Here is a 17,175-nt window from a genome sequence, read left to right on the forward strand (position 1 = left end):
ATTCAGACTTTTCGTACCATTAATGGAATTAGAAACTCATAGTTGATAAAGAAATCAATAACCGAACGATGATATTCACCAGAAGAAACAAACAATGCGGTTTGCTCTCCTTCTTTGGATACCGTCAATGATTGGCCTTTATCAAGTAAGACCTCATAAGCATCTTCACCTAATTTTTCCATATCATATTGTGGGTGCTCCATTGCAACGATAAAGATATCATCAAGAACTTGCTCCGTTAATTCGAACTCACTTTGTAAATTCAAACGTAAAACTTTGGTATTATCTAAAAGTGTCTCATTGACAGTGAACCCAAGCTGCCGAGCATGTTCCAATAATTGATTCAATTTATGATTAAAAATCGTCATTTGTCCGACTGAAAAGACACGCTCAACTGACCAATAACGAATAAGTGCTAAAACTTGGTCATCTTTCACGTCAATCGTCATTGTTTCTGGAGAAACTTTCAAGAGGTTGATCGCATCCACTTGATAACGTTCATCAATCGTTGGCAGTGCAAAAGAAAAAATCAAGTTGTCTGAATCATCTAACGCGTAATTAATTGAAAAATGACGTGTTTCCCATGTATCATAGGTTGTTCTTGACAATTCTAGACCAATGTCATTTAAAGGTTTCAAAAGCTCATAGGCAAAGTATTCAACCAAACTCGTTCGAGCAATCGGCGAAATTGGCTCATCAGCTAAAATATATTGTTGATACGCACCTAGCAACTCCGAAAATCCAGATTCAATGAATGCTTTACGCATTCTTAAATCAGCAAGCTGTACTTCAGCTTCATGAATCATTTGAACGATTTCTTGGTGGTCTTGTTCTTTTCCACTTAAGTAAGACTGATTATCAGCTAACGCTTGTTCTTTTTTTGCAAGCGTTGTGTCAGCGGTCATTTGAGGAACGATTTTTTCTTTTTCATGAATTTTTGTTCCTTCAACTGTGCCTTGCTCCTCTTCAGAATCTGATTCTGTTAAAAGCTCAGTCGTTGTTTCAGCAAGGACTGTTTCTTCCGTTGGATCAACTGTTGCTTCTTCGTTCTCGATTTCTGAAGGTTCGACTACCTTTTCTGCTTCTTCTTTTTCGTACTCACTCATTCTTCCAAACCTCCTTCATCAAGGATTGTTGTTTCAGGGTTTTCACTACCAAGGTAATTCATTAAAAACTGATGAATAGCTGGACCAAAGTTTTCTTTCCCACCAAAGTAACGCGTAATTTGGCGCTGTTCTTTTTGTACGATGGCAGCTTTTAGTTGATCTGCTTTTGCTTGTTGCATCATATCTTCTTTTTGTTTTTGAATTTTAGCTGGTTCGTCAATATAAGGTAGCCAACCTAGCTTTTCATTTTCATAAACTTGTTTTTCTTTTACCAATGCTTCAATTTCTTCATCAACTTTTTTTCGGTTTAAGAAACCTTTTGACTCTTCTAAAGCAGCTATCTTTTTATTGTATGCGCCAATTTCTTCATCCAGACGCTCAATTTCTGTTTGTGCAGTAATTACTTTTGCATCCAACTCATTTAGTTCATGGCTATAATCTACTACTTCACCTTGGGCATATTGCTCCCACTCAGCATCAATTTGCGGTAAAACAAAAATTTCCGGCAAACTAGCGTCAATTGCAATCGTTGGACGTTCATGGTAGTAGGTGCCAATTTTGTAATAACTTAAAGTTGGCGATAGTTCATCTACCAATTCCATAAAAGGAAATTGTTGCAGGAAACGATCTTGGATTTTTCTCATAAGTAATTGATCAATTTCATGGTTTTCATTTGAGCTTCGTTTTAACTCATCATTTAAATGACTATTGTATAGTCGATAAATTTCAGGAATATTTTCTTCACGTACAGCTTGTTCAAATGCCTGCAAGTCTCCTAGCAATTGAGATAAGTTTGTACTTGCTTTTTGTTTAATATCATCAAAAGATGACTCATCAGTATGTTTATCCATCTCTACCGTCTCAGGTTCATGATGTTCTTCTGTTAAAGAATCTTTCATATTTTTTACCTCCTTGCTTTCAATTGATAACTTAATAGTACCATTTTCTTCGAAAAATTGTTACAAAATGGGACACGGAAATAACGAGTCGCTCGCTCATTTAGATAAAATCTTAAAAAACAAAAAAACTGTAACAAAGGCGAGAGACCCATGTCACAGCTCTTAAAACAGCGTAAGAGAATGCACACTTGCGGCAACTCTTCTTATCTGCTTTCATCAATCAATGATTGTTTTTTTTGTTAGGCAGTTCGCGGGTTGTGAAATGAATGCGTTGTTGTTCGTCGCGAGTTAGTAATGTTTCTTCATTTAAATATGAAAGTCTAAGTTCGCCTAATTCAGGATTTTCTAGCATCTTTTCATACCCAGTAAAAATCGAACGGATATAATTTTTATAAGCATTTTTCTTTTTTTGTCTTTTTTTCATAGGACACCTTCCTTATCAAAAGTATCATACCAATGAATAGCTTCGTAGACAAGATAGAATCAAAAAATTGACGGAAACTTTTCTGTTTTTTTAATCTAACTATTTCTAGTTAAAATCACTGATTATTTAAAATCAACATGATTCTTTTCTTCAAATTTTCTCACGAAGGTTGACGAATCAGTAAAAAAATGAAAAAATGCTTTAGTACTTAAGGAGGGAATCTAGTGAAAAAAATCGGTTTTGACTCAGAAAAATATATTGAAGAACAATCTACTTATATTTTGGAGCGAGTAAATCACTATGACAAATTATATTTGGAATTTGGTGGAAAATTAGTTGACGACAAGCATGCAAAACGTGTCCTACCTGGTTTTGAAGAGGATGCTAAGATCAAATTGTTGCAAAAATTGAAAGATCAAGCAGAAATTTTGATTTGTGTCTACGCAGGCGATATTGAGCGCAACAAAATCCGTGGTGATTACGGAATCACTTACGATATGGATATTTTGCGTTTGATCGACGAATTACGCGGCTATGGTTTAATGATCAATAGTGTCGTTATCACTCGTTATAATGGCCAACCAGCAACGAAAGTTTTCATCAATAAACTTGAACGTCGTGATATCAAAGTTTACACACATTCAGAAATTGAAGATTACCCTGTTAACGTGGATAAAATTGTATCTGAAGAAGGTTTTGGTAAAAATGCTTATATTGAAACAACAAAACCAATCGTTGTGGTCACCGCACCCGGTCCCGGTAGTGGAAAATTAGCAACTTGTTTGAACCAACTTTACCATGAAAGTCAACAAGGACATGCTGCTGGTTATTCAAAATTTGAAACTTTCCCAGTTTGGAATGTACCACTAAAACATCCATTGAATATTGCTTATGAAGCTGCAACTGTTGACTTAAAAGATGTCAATATGATTGATTCCTTCCATTTTGATGCCTACAACAAAGTAGCGGTTAACTATAATCGTGATGTGGAGACCTTCCCTGTCATCAAACGTATCATTGAAAAAATCACCGGTAAAGAATCTGTTTATTTATCGCCTACTGATATGGGCGTGAATCGTGTCGGTTTTGGCATCACCGATGACGCAGTTGTTCAGGAAGCCTCTAAGCAAGAAATCATTCGTCGCTATTTCCAAACAAAATGTGACTTTAAAAAAGGACAAATTGATGAAGAAGCAGTGAACCGCATTAAATTAATCATGGAAGAAGTTGGACTACGACCTGAAGATCGTAAAGTGGTTACTCCTGCCCATGAATATGCCAAAACAATTCAAAACCCTTCAAAAGATCCAACTGCTGTAATTGCAATTGAACTGCCAGATAATGTAATTATTACTGGACGTACAGGGAAGTTGATGGATGCTTCCGCAGCTGTCATTTTGAATGCTGTAAAACATCTTGCACATATTGCGGATGATATTCCTTTACTTTCACCATTGATCTTAGAAACGATCCAAGGAATGAAGTCACAAGCTTTGCATTCTTCCATTGATAAATTAACGATCAACGAAGTCTTGATTGCTTTATCTATTAGCGCAGTGACAAATCCAATTGCACAAGTTGCTTATGAACAGCTTAGTGAATTAGATGGTGCCCAAGCGCATTCGACAGTTATGATGAACAAAAACGATGAGCAGACGCTGAAACAGTTAGGAATCGATTTAACTTGCGCGCCGGTTTATCCCTCTGAAAATCTTTATTATCAGTAATCAATTTTTGAATAAAACGTGTCAAAACCATATTGAACTTTTTTGTTCAATATGGTTTTTTATGCTTGAAGTCCCGCCTCTTTTTAAAAACTTTTTTTTAGAATCACATGGTTTTTATGTTGTATCCGCTTCACTCTAAAAAAACAATGAAATTTTAATTGAAAGGTTAGTATTTCGTTATGAAAACAGGTAAAATTAGACGGAATTTTGTTAGGAGTGATTTTTTGAGTTATGTATTAGGAATTGTCGGTTTAATACTAGTTTTAGCGATTGCGTTTTTCATTAGCAATAATAAAAAAGCAATCAAGTTGAAGCCTTTACTTGTTATGTTTGTGCTTCAATTAGTTTTTGGTTTTGTGCTTTTGCGAACTTCTGTGGGTCACGCAGTTGTTTCTGTTGCAGCAAAATTATTTGACCATTTATTAGCCTTCGCCGGTGAAGGTGTCAACTTTGTTTTTGCTGGTGTCGCAAATAAAGGAAGCTTTCCCTTCTTCTTAAATGTTTTGATGCCAATCGTCTTTATTTCAGCAATTATTGGAATTTTACGTTATATCAAAATCTTGCCTTTATTTATGAAAGCAGTTGGTCTTGGGTTAAGCAAAATCAATGGTATGGGGAAATTGGAATCGTATAACGGAGTTGCCTCTGCTATTTTAGGTCAATCTGAAGTATTTATTTCTATAAAAAAAGAACTACCTTTCTTATCTGAAAAACGTTTGTTTACAATGAGCGTTTCCGCAATGTCAACAGTTTCCATGTCGATCGTCGGTTCTTATATGGCCTTGATTGATTCTAAATATGTGATTACTGCGCTTGTTTTAAATTTGCTTGGCGGCTTCATCATGGCTTCGATCGTTAATCCTTATGAACTCGATCCTAAAGAAGACGAGTTGATTATTGAAGAAGATAAAAATCAAACATTTTTCCAAATGCTTGGTGAATATATTTTAGATGGGTTTCACGTTGCAGTGACTGTTGCAGCAATGCTGATTGGTTTTGTTGCTTTGATTGCAATGATCAATGCAATTTTTAACGGATTATTCGGCATTACGTTCCAAGAAATCCTTGGATACGTCTTTGCCCCACTTGCTTTTATCAGTGGGATTCCTTGGAATGAAGCAGTTGATGCTGGAAGTATCATGGCAACAAAATTAGTGACTAATGAATTTGTCGCCATGACTGAACTTTCAACTGGAAACTTTCATTTCACAGAAAGAACCACAGCTATTTTATCTGTTTTCTTAGTTTCATTTGCAAACTTTTCTTCTATTGGAATTATTTCTGGCGCGATGAAAGGATTGAATGAAGAAAAAGGAAACTTGGTCGCAAAGCATGGCTTGAAAATCTTGCTTACTGCAACATTAGTCAGCTTCCTTAGTGCGATTGTAACAGGTTTGTTAATTTAAAAAACAGACAAACAAGATGTATCAAACCAATTTAATTTATCTCATCGTGAAATTAAATTGACTCAAAAGAAAGAGACTGGGAGCAAAACTTTTCCCAGCCTCTTCTTTTCATTTTAAGCATCATTAGGTTATATTAATAACTAATAAGGAGGTAAAATATGACTCATTGTTATGTGATTATTGGTCCATCTGGTTCAGGGAAAACTTCATTAGCTGCTTCCGTTTTTCGTCCAGATCAAAAAATCATTACGCATACCAGCCGCCCAAAGCGCCCTGGCGAACTAAACGAAAAAGATTATTACTTTGTCTCTAAAAAAAAATTCCAAGAAATGATTTCGGATGGTGCATTTGCTGAATGGGATGAATATGCGGGAAATTATTATGGTTCTAGTAAAATGGAAATTGCGAATCGACTAAAAAAAGCTGATTGTTACGCCGTTCTAACAGCCTCGGGATTTTGGCGACTTCATGAACTATTTGGTGACCGTATTCGCCCCATCTTCATTTCAATTTCAAAAGAAACATTACAAAAACGTTTAAAAGAGCGAGGGGATTCACAAACTGAGCGTTCAAAAAGACTGGCACTTTTTGAACGTGACCAAGAAGAACTCCATCACCTAGCTAGTATCCCTACCCTTGCAATTATTTCAAATGACACAACTTTTGAATCAGCTCAGCAGCAACTCGAAAAAATTTTAGAAGAAAATACTTTAAGATAAGTTTTCTCAATCATTCTTTTGTTATTTACTACACAAAAAAGGAATCAGACACACACTTTGATTCCTTTTTTTACTTTTCTTCAAATGACAACATATGAATTCCTTTTAATTAATGATTTCCCCATTAAATCACCAACTGATAAGCCAGCCTCTCCCCATTTTCAAATGGAAATTCAATCATCCCTCGATAATGGAAGCCTGCTGCTAAAATTGTTTTTTTCATTGGCTCATTGGTCGGATACGTGTCGATTCGGATATCCTTGACTCCTTGGATGGCCGAAATTGTTACTAAATGCTTGAGCAAATTTTTTCCTAAGCCTTTTCCTCTAACTGCTGGATCAACTGCCACGCGATGAATAGACAAATAGACGGATGAGACTTCTTCCCACGAACCATCGATTGCTGTATAAACAGGATCAACACCAGAAACTAAAGCTGCTGTACCTACGATTTGTTCGTCATCAATCAACACAAAGCTTTCTTCTTTTTCACGATCCATCACAATCATGTCTTTGGTTGGCCCGTGGCCGTTTTGCCATTGTGGCAAGCCTTGTGTTGCCAAAAATTGTGTCGCTGCTTGAATGATCTCCATCACTTTATCGATGTCTTCAGGTCTTGTTTTTCTAAGGTACATTTTAATTGCCTCCCGTAACTTCCTTTTTTATTGATCTAATTCTTGTAAGCGATTGGTTTGTGTCACTTCTTTCAACCAGTTTGTTGGATGCTCTACTAGCCGACTCATTAGCTCTAAGTGATGTAGTAAGGTCCACTTTTTTAATACCCCTAATCCTGGAAATTTTTGCTTTTTTTCTAGTAACAAAAGCTCGATCATCCCTGAAGTAATCAGTAGTTGGTCTTGATTTCGCCAAACCCAACTTTTCATTTTCGCCGCTGCTTCAAAGAATTTGAGCGCTTGATCTTTTGCAGACTCATTACTATCAGAAATAAAATGTTTCACTCGGATATTCCCGTAAGCATCCACATAGGTTAAATGGATGGCTAATGCACGACTAGGATACCCTTTGTCAAAATAACGACTACCTTCAATTGTAAAATCAGCAAAGCCAACATAACCATCTTCTCGATGAAACAAGTAGTCATCGCTAAAAAAATCATCTGGCTTTTCGGCATAGTGTTCAACATATTTTTTCGTTTGAAAAGAGTCTCGTAAAATAATTTTATTTTCTGGTAACCAAATACGTAAGCGACTCTTATCAGGGATAATGAATTTCGTTTCGCTCTTTGCCAATTTTTTCCAGCTTGCTGGCTCTCTTAAATAGTATTGCCCATCGAAAATCAACCATTCAGGCGGCTTGCTCACAATCTCTTGAAAATTTTGTGGTGTCAAAATCACCCCATGTTGAATGGCACTTTTCTGTGTTTCCGTCCATGAATGTAGATGTTCTTGAAACAGCTTAAATTGGCCTACTTGTGGATTATCGATCAAGATGAGCGGGTGGTTTTTCTTTTGGAAAAGTTCAACAACGTTTTTAAGTGTCGCCGAATCTCTGACTGGTTCAATAATTGGCTGAACTTTAGCAGATAAAACATTACGATTTATCGCTTCTTTCAGGGCTAACAGATCAAATTGTTTTCCACGCAAATAAGGATAATACATAAGATCACTCCAATGGCTCAGTTGGCAAACGCCGAATTTGTTGTTGTTGTCGTAGATACTCATAATCTTGTTGCAAAGCAAGAACCTCTTCTTGTAATTCAGCCACAGCTTGATTGTTCAAGTCTTCCATGAAACGTTCATAATAACGTTCAGTTGAAAATGGATTTTGTTCATCTGAACGGTTTTTTAGTTCTTTATACAATTGTTCAGTCGGAAAATATCTCACTCCACGCTCCATTTGTTTCGCTTTTCGAACTTCTCTGAATAGTGAGGCCATGAAACGGTTAGTCAGTGCCGTTTCTGGTACTGTCAATTCTTTTTTCGTTGCTTTTTTGGCAATTGCAAAGGTTCCTGGTGCAGGCATCTCTTCCGTTGAAACGTAGGGTCGGTAAACAAAAATACCAATTTCTGCTGGAATCTCTGCCTTGACAGCTTCATAGAGTTCTTGAGGTAAAACAAAATAATTATAGTGCCCAACAAATGAAAGCTTTGCTGCCGAACGGAAATCTGCTTTTGTTACTTTTAATTCATAACAGCGCCATTCACGCGTCCCGTCTGCTTTTGTTAAACAGCATAACGTATCAACAATTCCTTGTTCTTCTGGCATCGTTACCTCTTCTACCACGATTCCTCCTTGCTCAAGACAATACTGGTAGAGTGATTGCTCCATATCAATTGTTAAGGATGTTTTCATCTTTCCACCTCCAATGGGAACGTATTTTCGCCTAATCATCTTGTTTATTTTACACAACGCTGATGAAAAATGCCAGTTATTTCTTATCAACTGGCAAATCAAAAAAAGAGTGCGACAGCAACTGCCACACTCCCCATGAGCTTTTCATTTACCATACCTGATTATCGAACAGCTACTGCCATCTTAGTGACATTAAAGGCATTTTCATAGGTACTCGCATTGATCCACTTTGCCCCAAATACTGGATCGACTACGTGGTACGCACCATCTTTAAATCCATCAACTAATACCACATGCCCATTCCAGACAGCTCGTCCCCAAGGCATTTGTTTAAACTGTGGTAACGCATAATTATAAGTGATCCAAGTCACAACAGGATTGCCATTTCTGATTTCATTTTTCATTCCATTTGTTCCTTGACCAGTAATATTCACCGCATTTCCACCAACTTTTTTTGCCCATTGAACAACTGGATCAGCCATCATTCCTTGATACGTGCCAGAAACATTGTGGCGCCATTCACCTGAATAACCATGATAGGGGTTATTGTCGTTTGCGCGTGGCATTGAGTTAACAAATGTCAGCAACTCTTGATTCGTTACGCCTTTGTAACGCAACGCTTGTAGCAATGAAGCCCCTTCGCACAGCATCGTGTCTCCTTGCCAGACAACTGGCACATTCAATACTTTTTCGTCACTTGGGGCTGGAGATGGTGTACTATTTGGCAGTGCATACCAACCTGTGCCCTCGATTTTCCAACCTTGTTTACTAATAATGCTCGTTTCATTTTGATCCAATGTGTAATGGTGCCAATTCACTTTTTTACTATATAAACGAGTCACAGGAACACCGCCACTGCCTTTATAGGAATAGAAAGCAATGCCCTCATACGTCCAACCAGTATGGGAAATCTTATCTCTTTCGCCTGCGTCAATCGTGTAGAAGTGTTCCCCATTGTAGCGATTGTATAAGCGATAAACTGGTGAGCCACTTGTCGGTGCTTGCCATGCAACACCTTCATAATTCCAACCAACACGTTTTAAATTATCTCTTTCGCCAGTGCTACGCGTATACAAATGCTCCCCACTGTATTTATTAAACAGGCGATACATGGGAATGCTACCTACACTAGTTGTTGCTATTTCTTCTGCTTGTATGCATTCTGTTTGTAACCCGATTACTAAAAATAAGCCCAATCCTAACAATGTGACTCCTCTTTTTTTCACGTTTATCCCTCAGTTCATTCAATTATTTGTACAAAAAATTGTAGCATGAAATATTGCATGACAAAATTTCATTCAAAAAAACTCTTTTTTTCTCATTCTTGCATAATACTTGTACTAAAGATGACTCCTATCAATAAAATTATCTAATAGGAAGAATGAAATAGCAATTAAAAAAAAGCTAGGATTATTTTCTATCCTAACTTTCTTTATTATCTATTCACTTTCATTGGATTAAACGATTCGCATAATGCTTTTCCAATAGTTGCTGGACTTTCTCGATCCCAATACAAATCAACCAATAAACCAAAGCAACTAAAATATACAACGAAAAATAGTCAAATGTCCGACCACCAATGATTTTTGCTTTTTGAAAAATTTCTGGAACGGTAATCGTCGCTGCCAAAGAAGTCCCTTTTACCAAATCCATTGCCACGTTACTTAGTGCAGGGATAGAAATGCGAAAAGCTTGTGGCAGTATGATGTAGCGTAAAACCCCTAAAAAAGAAAAACCACCCGCCAAGCCAGCATCCCATTGTCCTTGAGGCACGCCAGCTAACGAGCCACGATAAATTTCTCCAAGAAAAGCACTACTTGTAATCGTAAAACAAATGATTGATGCTGCCACTGCACTCAGTTGATAAGGTAAGCCGAAATACAATAAAAAGAGTAACACTAACGCAGGAACTCCTCGAAAAAAAGAAAGATAAAAACGAACGAACCAGCGAATAGGTCGCCAGCGAACGAGCCCAAGTATTGTTAATACGATCCCAATGACATTTCCTAATAAGAAAGAAAGAACCCCGATACCTAACGTATATGTTAGCCCTTGTAAAACAAAGGGAATGGACTGCCACATTAGAAGAAAATCAATTGTGGGAAAATACATTAGTCACTCACCGTCTCAGCGATTTCTTCTTTTGGTTTCACTGATACATCTGTTTGGAAATAGCCTTCCGAAATTTTTTTCAATGTACCATCATCTTTCATTTCTTTAAGTGTTTTGTTCACTTTTTCTTCTAAAGCATCATGCCCTTTTTTAAACAAAAAACCACTACTGTTCGCATTGAAATACACGTTCTCCAAAATCTTAACTGGAATATCCGGCAAAGCAGCTACAGACATCTTTTGTAAATAGTAATCATTTAAGATCACATCAGTGCGTCCATTTGCAACATCTGTTAGATATTGATCATTTGTCGCATTATCATAGGTAACTAATTCTGCGCCATACTTTTCCGCTAATTTCATATAACTAGTGTTAGGTTCGCCAGCAGCTTTCTTGCCTTTTAAATCTTCTAAAGAAGCAATCCCAGAATCATCTTTTTGACGTACAATCATGCTGTCAAAAGAGTATTTGATTGGATCAGATAAAGAGAATTTTTTTTCACGTTCTTTTGTGATACCAAAATCATTCGCCGCAAAGTCAACTGATTGCTTAGATACAGCAGTGATTTGACCATCAACATTATACTCTTTAAATGAAATATCAACGCCTAAACGTTTAGCTACTTCTTTTGCTACATCAACATCATAACCAACTAATTGATTATCATCGTTATAATAAGATGCTGGAAACAATGTTCCTGAAGTTGCAACAACCATCTTTTTCTTGTCTTCTACTTGTTTTAAGCTATTATCTTCTACTATTTTAGAACTTCCTTGCCCACAAGCTGTTAAAGCGAATAAACCACTAACTACAATAATTGCAAAAACTGACTTTTTCATTTTTTCCTCCTACTAATCACACACTATTGAACATTTTTCGGCAAATAAAATTTTTGATTTTCTTCAAATAACTTTCCTATAGTAAATAAAAGATCTTCACGACCTTTAGCTGCCATAAACTGAATTCCTAACGGCAATCCTTCAACCGTTAGATGTGTTGGCAAACTAATAGCTGGCTGTCCAGTCAAATTCGCTAGCTGAGTATACGGAGTAATTTGCAAACTTTCCTCAAACATTTCCGTAACAATCTCAAAAGCTTGTTTCTCTGACAGTTCAGAGACTTGACTCATTTTCTCGCGAATCACGTCACTTTGTAAATCTCTGGCTATTTCTGGAGCTGAGAAAGCGGTCGTTGGTGAAAGAAACAGATCATAGTTTTGGAATAGTTCTTCCATTGTTACCGCTGCGCGATCCCAAACATGCAACGATTCGATGTAAGTAGCTGCAGCAATTTTTTTCCCATACTCTAATAGCGTCCACGAAATTGGTTCCAATTCTTCCTGTCTGACAGAACGCTTCAGATTTTCCTCAATCGAAGTAATCATTGCCGCAGTTTCAGCAGCATTCATTTGATAATACGAACTGATCAAGTGGCGACCATCCAAAGGATAAGTAATTTCTACTACGTCATGACCTTTCTCAACTAAAAAATCAACCGCATTTTTTACCGCTTGTTTTGCTTCTTCACTAATTTTTGAACCAATCGGTGAAGCAGAACAGACTGCTATTCGTAATGTTTTTTTATCTGGATGGGTTTGCCATTCTGCTGGTGATGCTTGATAAGGCGCACCTGAAGCTGTTCCACGTAATCCATAAAACAAGGCTTCTGTATCTCGCATCGAAATCGTTAAGCCAAAGTCAATTGCAGCACCTTGCCAGCCACGCCATGCGTAGGGTCCCACAGGCATCGTTCCCCTTGAAGGTTTCAAACCAATCAGACCACAAAACGAAGCTGGGATTCGAATAGACCCTCCACCATCACTTGCTCCCGCCATAGGAACAATACCAGCTGCGACAGCCGCCGCTGCACCACCACTTGAACCACCAGGTGAATGAGCAACATTCCACGGATTTTTTGCTGGACCATAAAGTACAGGATCTGTAATATTTTTGAATCCAAATTCGGGTGAATTTGTTTGTCCAAGTGGCAACAAACCAAGCGATTCAATTTGTCGAACATAGTTTGAATTCATTGAAGCACGATGATCTTTGAACAAAATAGAACCTGATGTTGCTAACCAACCTTTTTTCTCCTGCCCTAACATTTTTAACGGAAAAGGCACTCCCGCCAACAACGAATCAGTTTTTTTTGAAGGCAAATCAGTAGTGGCAAATGTCACAAAAGCATTCAATTCAGGATTTAATTTTTTGGCCTTTTTCGCTGTTTCCTCAAGAAACTCTTGTTGACTGAATTGCTTCTCTTTCAATGCCTGAGATAGATAGACCGCATCTTTCATTTTAGACCCTCCTTTTTTTCCAAATCATTCTCCCATAAGTTTCTATACAAAACAATGAATACGCTTGCACATTTATACACAAACTTTTAAACAATAAAAAAGTTGGACGTCACTTTTATCTGCGACTAAGCCCAACTTTTATTCGTAACTATTTTGACTTATTTTACTCTTCTCATATTTATTTCTTTCACTTTAGCTAGATCAACTTTTGGTTTTCGGTCTGTTGTCAATAAACCATTCACCTCTTGCTCAACATCAGTCAACTGCGTATAACAGTAACCTGTAATAAATGGTAAGTCCTGAATCGCCTGATGGATCGCATCAAAGCGCGTCAGAAATTGTTCTTCATCTCTTACTTGATGTCCATAACCCCAATCCTCTGCCTTTTCAGTTGTAAAAGCAATACCGCCAAATTCAGAAATAATAATCGGCTGGTCTTGGTAATGATATCCATCAGCGAAGGCATAAAAATCTTGATTAAACTGGTATTCATTGGTTACAAAATCCTTTTTATTTTCATAACGCATTTTGAAACGTTCCCCATATTCTTCATAATCGTGTAATGTCAAAATATCAGAGATCGTATGAACCCAGCCATCATTTGTGATTACTGGTCGTTGCTTATCAAATGATTTCGTCAAATAATAGATGCTTTCAGTAAAGTGCTGCTGTCGTTGATCGTGTTCGATTCCTTTGATTCCCCAAGACTCGTTAAACGGTACCCAAGTAATAATTGATGGATGATTATAATTTTGACGGATGATCGCTTGCCACTCATCGACAAAGCGCTCCATGGCTTGATCATTAAACAGATAAGTGGATGCCATCTCAGACCAAACTAACAAACCTTTTTCATCACATAGATATAAAAATCGTTCATCTTCGATCTTTTGGTGTTTTCTTAACCCGTTGTAACCCATTTCTATAATCCAATCAAGATCTACTTCCAGCGCTTCAAGCGAAGGTGGTGTGATTCCTGATTCTTTCCAATAGCCCTGATCCAAAATCAATCGTTGATAAAGCTGATGATGATTCAACAAAACTTGTCCTTTTTTAATAGAAATATCACGCATCCCAAAGTAGCTAGATACTTCATCCAATAATTCACCTGATTCAGTGAAAAGACGGAAAGTAACATCGTATAAATGTGGTGATTCTGGTGACCAGACTTTCGTCCCCCAGCAACCATCTTCTTTGAGCTTTGTTTGCAATGAAATCGGATTGAGTGAATGAGTCAGTAATCCTCGATATGAACTAACGGATTGTCCAGCAAATGAAACGTCCGCTTCAAATAAGTAACTTTGTTTTGGATAAGTCGCCCCTTCTTTAACAAGTGGCTCAAAAATTATCTGATCATTTATTAAATCAGGCGTCATTTTAACTGACGCCAATCGGATGTCTGACTGCTGTTCCTCTAACCAAACTGATTTCCAAATTCCCGTTGTTTGTACATACCAGCAACCAAAGTTATCTGTTAACCATCGTTGCTTTCCTCGTGGCTGGTCTTCCGCAAGTGAATCTTCCACACGAATCACCAAATGATTTTCACCGGGCAAAGCTTCCGTTAAATCAAATTCAAAACGTTCATACGCTCCTTGATGTGTCCCGATTTGTTTGCCATTCAACCAAATTTGGCTAAAATAATCAACACCCTCAAATAGTAAGGTGTATTTTTTCTGTTCCTCCAAAACGATTTTCTTCTCATACCATACAACGGAATGATGGGAAGGATCATTGATTCCACTCAATTCTGTTTCATAAGTAAAAGGAACTGTAATTGGAACTGTATTGGGGACCCCTTGATACCATTGTTGTTTTATCCCTTGATTCTCGTCATCAAATTGAAATGCCCAAGTGCCATCGAGTAAAGTCCAATTTTTTCGAATGAATTGCGGACGTGGATGCTCTCGTCGAAGATTATTCATATTCTGCCTCTTTTCTCCATTGATTTTTGATAAAAACCCGTTCTGGATGATACTGATTGTTGATTTCCTTGATTTGTTCTAAAGGAACTTTCGCTTGTCGGTCATAGGTAAGCAAGCCGTTTATTTCTTGTTCTACATCTGTTAATTGCGTATAACAATAACCCCACAATGCTTTAGACTCATAAACTGCTCGCATTATCCGACCATAATCAGCAAGAAATTGTGTGTCATCATTTACAGAGGTATAGCCCCACCCTCCTTGACTTTGGACTTGATAGCCGATTCCTCCGAATTCAGTTAACAAAATCGGTTGGTTCTGATACGTAAATCCTTGAGCAAAAATTGCCCATTTTCCTGGTGGATGATTAATTAGTCCCTCAACACTTGCTAAACTTCGTTTGAAGTGATTGTACTTTTCCGTTTCATTTTCCTCACCATGATTATAATTGTGAATCGCACAAATATCCGTTTCGGTCATTTCCCAACCATCGTTAGAAATAACTAATCGAGTTGCATCTAACGCATGTAAAAAGTTGTAGATACTTTTAGAAAAGCTTTGTTGCTGTGTGTTCAGATGAATCTCGGGAACACCCCAGCTTTCATTTAACGGAACCCATGTTACGATTGATGGATGATTATAATCGCGCTCAATAATTTCTATCCACTCTTTTGTCAGCCTAGAAACTGCATCTAAAGTATAAACAGGTGCAGCCGCACATTCTCCCCAAACAATGAACCCTAACTGATCCGCCCAATATAGAAACCGTGGATCTTCCACTTTTTGATGCTTCCGACAACCGTTGAATCCCATTGCCTTCGCCAATTCGATATCCTTGATGAAGGCTTCATCATTGGGAGCTGTTAGTAATCCCATAGGCCAATAGCCTTGATCCAATACTAGCTTTTGATAATAGGGTTGATTATTTAAGAAAATCATTCCATTTTCAACATGAATCTTACGCATACCAAAATAACTTGTTACTCGATCTAATACTTCTTCGCCTTCAACTAATTCAAAACGAATATCAAATAGATTTGGGTTTTCAGGTGACCAAGTCCATCCTTGGTCATGAAAGTTGGTCCGAAAAATATTTTGATTATAAATATCGATCCAACGTTTGGTAAAAGTTGAAAAGAGGGTCAGCTGATCTTCGCAAATCACGACACCTTTAAATGTAATTTGGTAGCGCAAGGTTTGACCTACAGCCGCAGCAGACACGGTTAGTGCAAAACAGACATTTCCTTGGTCAATATCTGGTGTTAATTCAACTTTTTCAAGATGTTTTTCTGATACCTCTTCTAACCAGACTGTTTGCCAGATCCCTGTACTATTTGTATACCAGATTCCCCTAGATTCGGGTTCCCAAAATTGTTTGCCTCTAGGAATCGTTTCATCCTCATGAGGATCCCAAGCGCGAACAACTAAGTTTTGCTCTCCTGTTATTAAAAAGTCAGTAATATCAAATGAAAAGGATGTTTGTCCACCAGTATGATTTCCTACATAACAACCATTGACGTAAACATCTGCTCGATAATCCACTGCGCCAAAATGTAAGAAATATTTTTTTAATTCCTGTTTTTCCCAGGAAAATGTTCGCTGATACCAAACAACATCATGAACCTGACGTTGTTTGATTCCACTCAACTCTGATTGATAAACAAATGGTACTTCAATTTTTTGATTCAGTTTTTCAGGTTTACAATACCACCTTTCTTTTATTCCAACATTTTCATCATCAAAAGCAAATGACCAGACCCCGTTCAAATTGACAAACTGTTCACGGACAAATTGCGGACGAGGATACTCTTCACGCATCATATTTTTAACTCCCAACTAAGATTTTTGAAGGTTCAATTTAATTCCCTTATTTCTAGCAAGTAAAATAATTCCTGCTGTCATTCCTAACGCTAGACTAATGATGTCTAAAATCAAATAAGAAAATAATCCTTGAACTAATAAATACACACCTATTTTTATATTCACCTGATTGTCTTTTACATATCGTTGGCTAATGACCAAATTTGCCAAACCTAAACCTATCAATAACGTACCAAATGTGCAGACAAACAAGAAAACATTTCCAAACAATGCATCAATTGCATGCAATTGTGCTAAATTACTTTCGACCATACCAGAAAAGATTTGCTGCTGATAGAAGCCATAGATTCCAATTGTTAACACGCCGTCAAGGATTTGCCAGATTCCCATGATTCGAATCAATTGTCGTTCTCTTTTTCGTTCCATTTTT

General features: G+C 37.3%; 16 protein-coding genes. 3 read left to right on the top strand and 13 right to left on the bottom strand.

From position 1 onward, the window contains the following. Nucleotides 1–2: 2 nt before the first annotated feature. The 3 genes from AC4BD1_RS06480 to AC4BD1_RS06490 form a co-directional block, all read right to left on the bottom strand. Nucleotides 3–1,106, bottom strand: coding sequence for a hypothetical protein (locus tag AC4BD1_RS06480; protein ID WP_490466094.1), 1,104 nt, complete (start codon nt 1,104–1,106; stop codon nt 3–5). Continuing rightward, nucleotides 1,103–2,005, bottom strand: a complete 903-nt coding sequence (locus AC4BD1_RS06485; RefSeq protein ID WP_206908001.1) for a viral A-type inclusion protein — start codon at nt 2,003–2,005, stop codon at nt 1,103–1,105. Before AC4BD1_RS06485 ends, AC4BD1_RS06480 begins: the two co-directional genes overlap by 4 nt. A 220-nt stretch (nt 2,006–2,225) precedes the next feature. After that, nucleotides 2,226–2,429 (bottom strand): hypothetical protein, encoded by a 204-nt coding sequence (locus AC4BD1_RS06490; protein ID WP_490485340.1) that lies wholly within the window; start codon nt 2,427–2,429, stop codon nt 2,226–2,228. A 224-nt stretch (nt 2,430–2,653) separates the two neighbouring features. Between AC4BD1_RS06490 and AC4BD1_RS06495 the strand changes: the two genes are divergently transcribed. From AC4BD1_RS06495 to AC4BD1_RS06505, 3 genes are all read left to right on the top strand, one after another. Continuing rightward, complete coding sequence (locus AC4BD1_RS06495; protein WP_206908004.1) at nt 2,654–4,156, top strand: DUF1846 domain-containing protein; 1,503 nt, start codon at nt 2,654–2,656, stop codon at nt 4,154–4,156. 224 nt (nt 4,157–4,380) lie between these two features. Further along, nucleotides 4,381–5,562, top strand: a complete 1,182-nt coding sequence (locus tag AC4BD1_RS06500; RefSeq protein ID WP_206908006.1) for a NupC/NupG family nucleoside CNT transporter — start codon at nt 4,381–4,383, stop codon at nt 5,560–5,562. Between the two features lie 158 nt (nt 5,563–5,720). Next, the gene (locus AC4BD1_RS06505; protein WP_490485341.1) at nt 5,721–6,281 is read left to right on the top strand and encodes a guanylate kinase; all 561 of its coding nucleotides are present in this window, start codon (nt 5,721–5,723) and stop codon (nt 6,279–6,281) included. Between the two features lie 124 nt (nt 6,282–6,405). Here AC4BD1_RS06505 and AC4BD1_RS06510 read toward each other — a convergent pair whose 3' ends face one another. From AC4BD1_RS06510 to AC4BD1_RS06555, 10 genes are all read right to left on the bottom strand, one after another. Continuing rightward, on the bottom strand, nt 6,406–6,915 hold the full coding sequence (locus AC4BD1_RS06510; protein ID WP_490485342.1) for a GNAT family N-acetyltransferase: 510 nt from the start codon (nt 6,913–6,915) through the stop codon (nt 6,406–6,408). A 27-nt stretch (nt 6,916–6,942) separates the two neighbouring features. After that, nucleotides 6,943–7,899 carry a sce7725 family protein gene (locus tag AC4BD1_RS06515; RefSeq protein ID WP_490485343.1) on the bottom strand — a complete coding sequence of 319 codons (957 nt, stop codon included), beginning with the start codon at nt 7,897–7,899 and terminating at the stop codon, nt 6,943–6,945. A 4-nt stretch (nt 7,900–7,903) separates the two neighbouring features. After that, the gene (locus AC4BD1_RS06520) at nt 7,904–8,593 is read right to left on the bottom strand and encodes a hypothetical protein (RefSeq protein WP_490485344.1); all 690 of its coding nucleotides are present in this window, start codon (nt 8,591–8,593) and stop codon (nt 7,904–7,906) included. 161 nt (nt 8,594–8,754) lie between these two features. Next, nucleotides 8,755–9,819 carry a C39 family peptidase gene (locus AC4BD1_RS06525; RefSeq protein WP_490485345.1) on the bottom strand — a complete coding sequence of 355 codons (1,065 nt, stop codon included), beginning with the start codon at nt 9,817–9,819 and terminating at the stop codon, nt 8,755–8,757. A gap of 223 nt (nt 9,820–10,042) precedes the next feature. Beyond that, nucleotides 10,043–10,705, bottom strand: coding sequence for an amino acid ABC transporter permease (locus AC4BD1_RS06530; RefSeq protein ID WP_206908016.1), 663 nt, complete (start codon nt 10,703–10,705; stop codon nt 10,043–10,045). Further along, entirely contained in the window at nt 10,705–11,544 is an 840-nt protein-coding gene (locus tag AC4BD1_RS06535; RefSeq protein WP_490485346.1) for a transporter substrate-binding domain-containing protein, read from the bottom strand. The genes AC4BD1_RS06530 and AC4BD1_RS06535 overlap by 1 nt, the downstream gene beginning before the upstream one ends. 23 nt (nt 11,545–11,567) lie before the next feature. After that, nucleotides 11,568–13,001 (bottom strand): amidase, encoded by a 1,434-nt coding sequence (locus tag AC4BD1_RS06540; RefSeq protein WP_490485347.1) that lies wholly within the window; start codon nt 12,999–13,001, stop codon nt 11,568–11,570. Nucleotides 13,002–13,159: 158 nt separating this feature from the next. Next, nucleotides 13,160–14,926: a glycoside hydrolase family 2 protein gene (locus AC4BD1_RS06545; RefSeq protein ID WP_206908022.1), complete on the bottom strand. Its 1,767-nt coding sequence runs from the start codon at nt 14,924–14,926 to the stop codon at nt 13,160–13,162. Continuing rightward, a complete protein-coding gene (locus AC4BD1_RS06550; RefSeq protein ID WP_490485348.1) occupies nt 14,919–16,745 on the bottom strand; it encodes a glycoside hydrolase family 2 protein in 1,827 nt (608 codons plus the stop codon). The genes AC4BD1_RS06545 and AC4BD1_RS06550 overlap by 8 nt, the downstream gene beginning before the upstream one ends. A gap of 15 nt (nt 16,746–16,760) precedes the next feature. Next, nucleotides 16,761–17,171 (bottom strand): hypothetical protein, encoded by a 411-nt coding sequence (locus tag AC4BD1_RS06555; RefSeq protein WP_206908026.1) that lies wholly within the window; start codon nt 17,169–17,171, stop codon nt 16,761–16,763. Nucleotides 17,172–17,175 lie beyond the last annotated feature (4 nt).

This window comes from Enterococcus sp. DJ147D b (genome assembly GCF_058216655.1).

Excerpts from the sequence above, each read along its gene's own strand:
- AC4BD1_RS06550 (WP_490485348.1), bottom strand. The coding sequence starts at position 16,745 with ATGATGCGTGAAGAGTATCCTCGTCCGCAATTTGTCCGTGAACAGTTT.
- AC4BD1_RS06520 (WP_490485344.1), bottom strand. The coding sequence starts at position 8,593 with ATGAAAACATCCTTAACAATTGATATGGAGCAATCACTCTACCAGTAT.
- AC4BD1_RS06540 (WP_490485347.1), bottom strand. The coding sequence starts at position 13,001 with ATGAAAGATGCGGTCTATCTATCTCAGGCATTGAAAGAGAAGCAATTC.
- AC4BD1_RS06530 (WP_206908016.1), bottom strand. The coding sequence starts at position 10,705 with ATGTATTTTCCCACAATTGATTTTCTTCTAATGTGGCAGTCCATTCCC.
- AC4BD1_RS06490 (WP_490485340.1), bottom strand. The coding sequence starts at position 2,429 with ATGAAAAAAAGACAAAAAAAGAAAAATGCTTATAAAAATTATATCCGT.
- AC4BD1_RS06480 (WP_490466094.1), bottom strand. The coding sequence starts at position 1,106 with ATGAGTGAGTACGAAAAAGAAGAAGCAGAAAAGGTAGTCGAACCTTCA.
- AC4BD1_RS06555 (WP_206908026.1), bottom strand. The coding sequence starts at position 17,171 with ATGGAACGAAAAAGAGAACGACAATTGATTCGAATCATGGGAATCTGG.
- AC4BD1_RS06485 (WP_206908001.1), bottom strand. The coding sequence starts at position 2,005 with ATGAAAGATTCTTTAACAGAAGAACATCATGAACCTGAGACGGTAGAG.
- AC4BD1_RS06505 (WP_490485341.1), top strand. The coding sequence starts at position 5,721 with ATGACTCATTGTTATGTGATTATTGGTCCATCTGGTTCAGGGAAAACT.
- AC4BD1_RS06510 (WP_490485342.1), bottom strand. The coding sequence starts at position 6,915 with ATGTACCTTAGAAAAACAAGACCTGAAGACATCGATAAAGTGATGGAG.
- AC4BD1_RS06515 (WP_490485343.1), bottom strand. The coding sequence starts at position 7,899 with ATGTATTATCCTTATTTGCGTGGAAAACAATTTGATCTGTTAGCCCTG.
- AC4BD1_RS06545 (WP_206908022.1), bottom strand. The coding sequence starts at position 14,926 with ATGAATAATCTTCGACGAGAGCATCCACGTCCGCAATTCATTCGAAAA.
- AC4BD1_RS06535 (WP_490485346.1), bottom strand. The coding sequence starts at position 11,544 with ATGAAAAAGTCAGTTTTTGCAATTATTGTAGTTAGTGGTTTATTCGCT.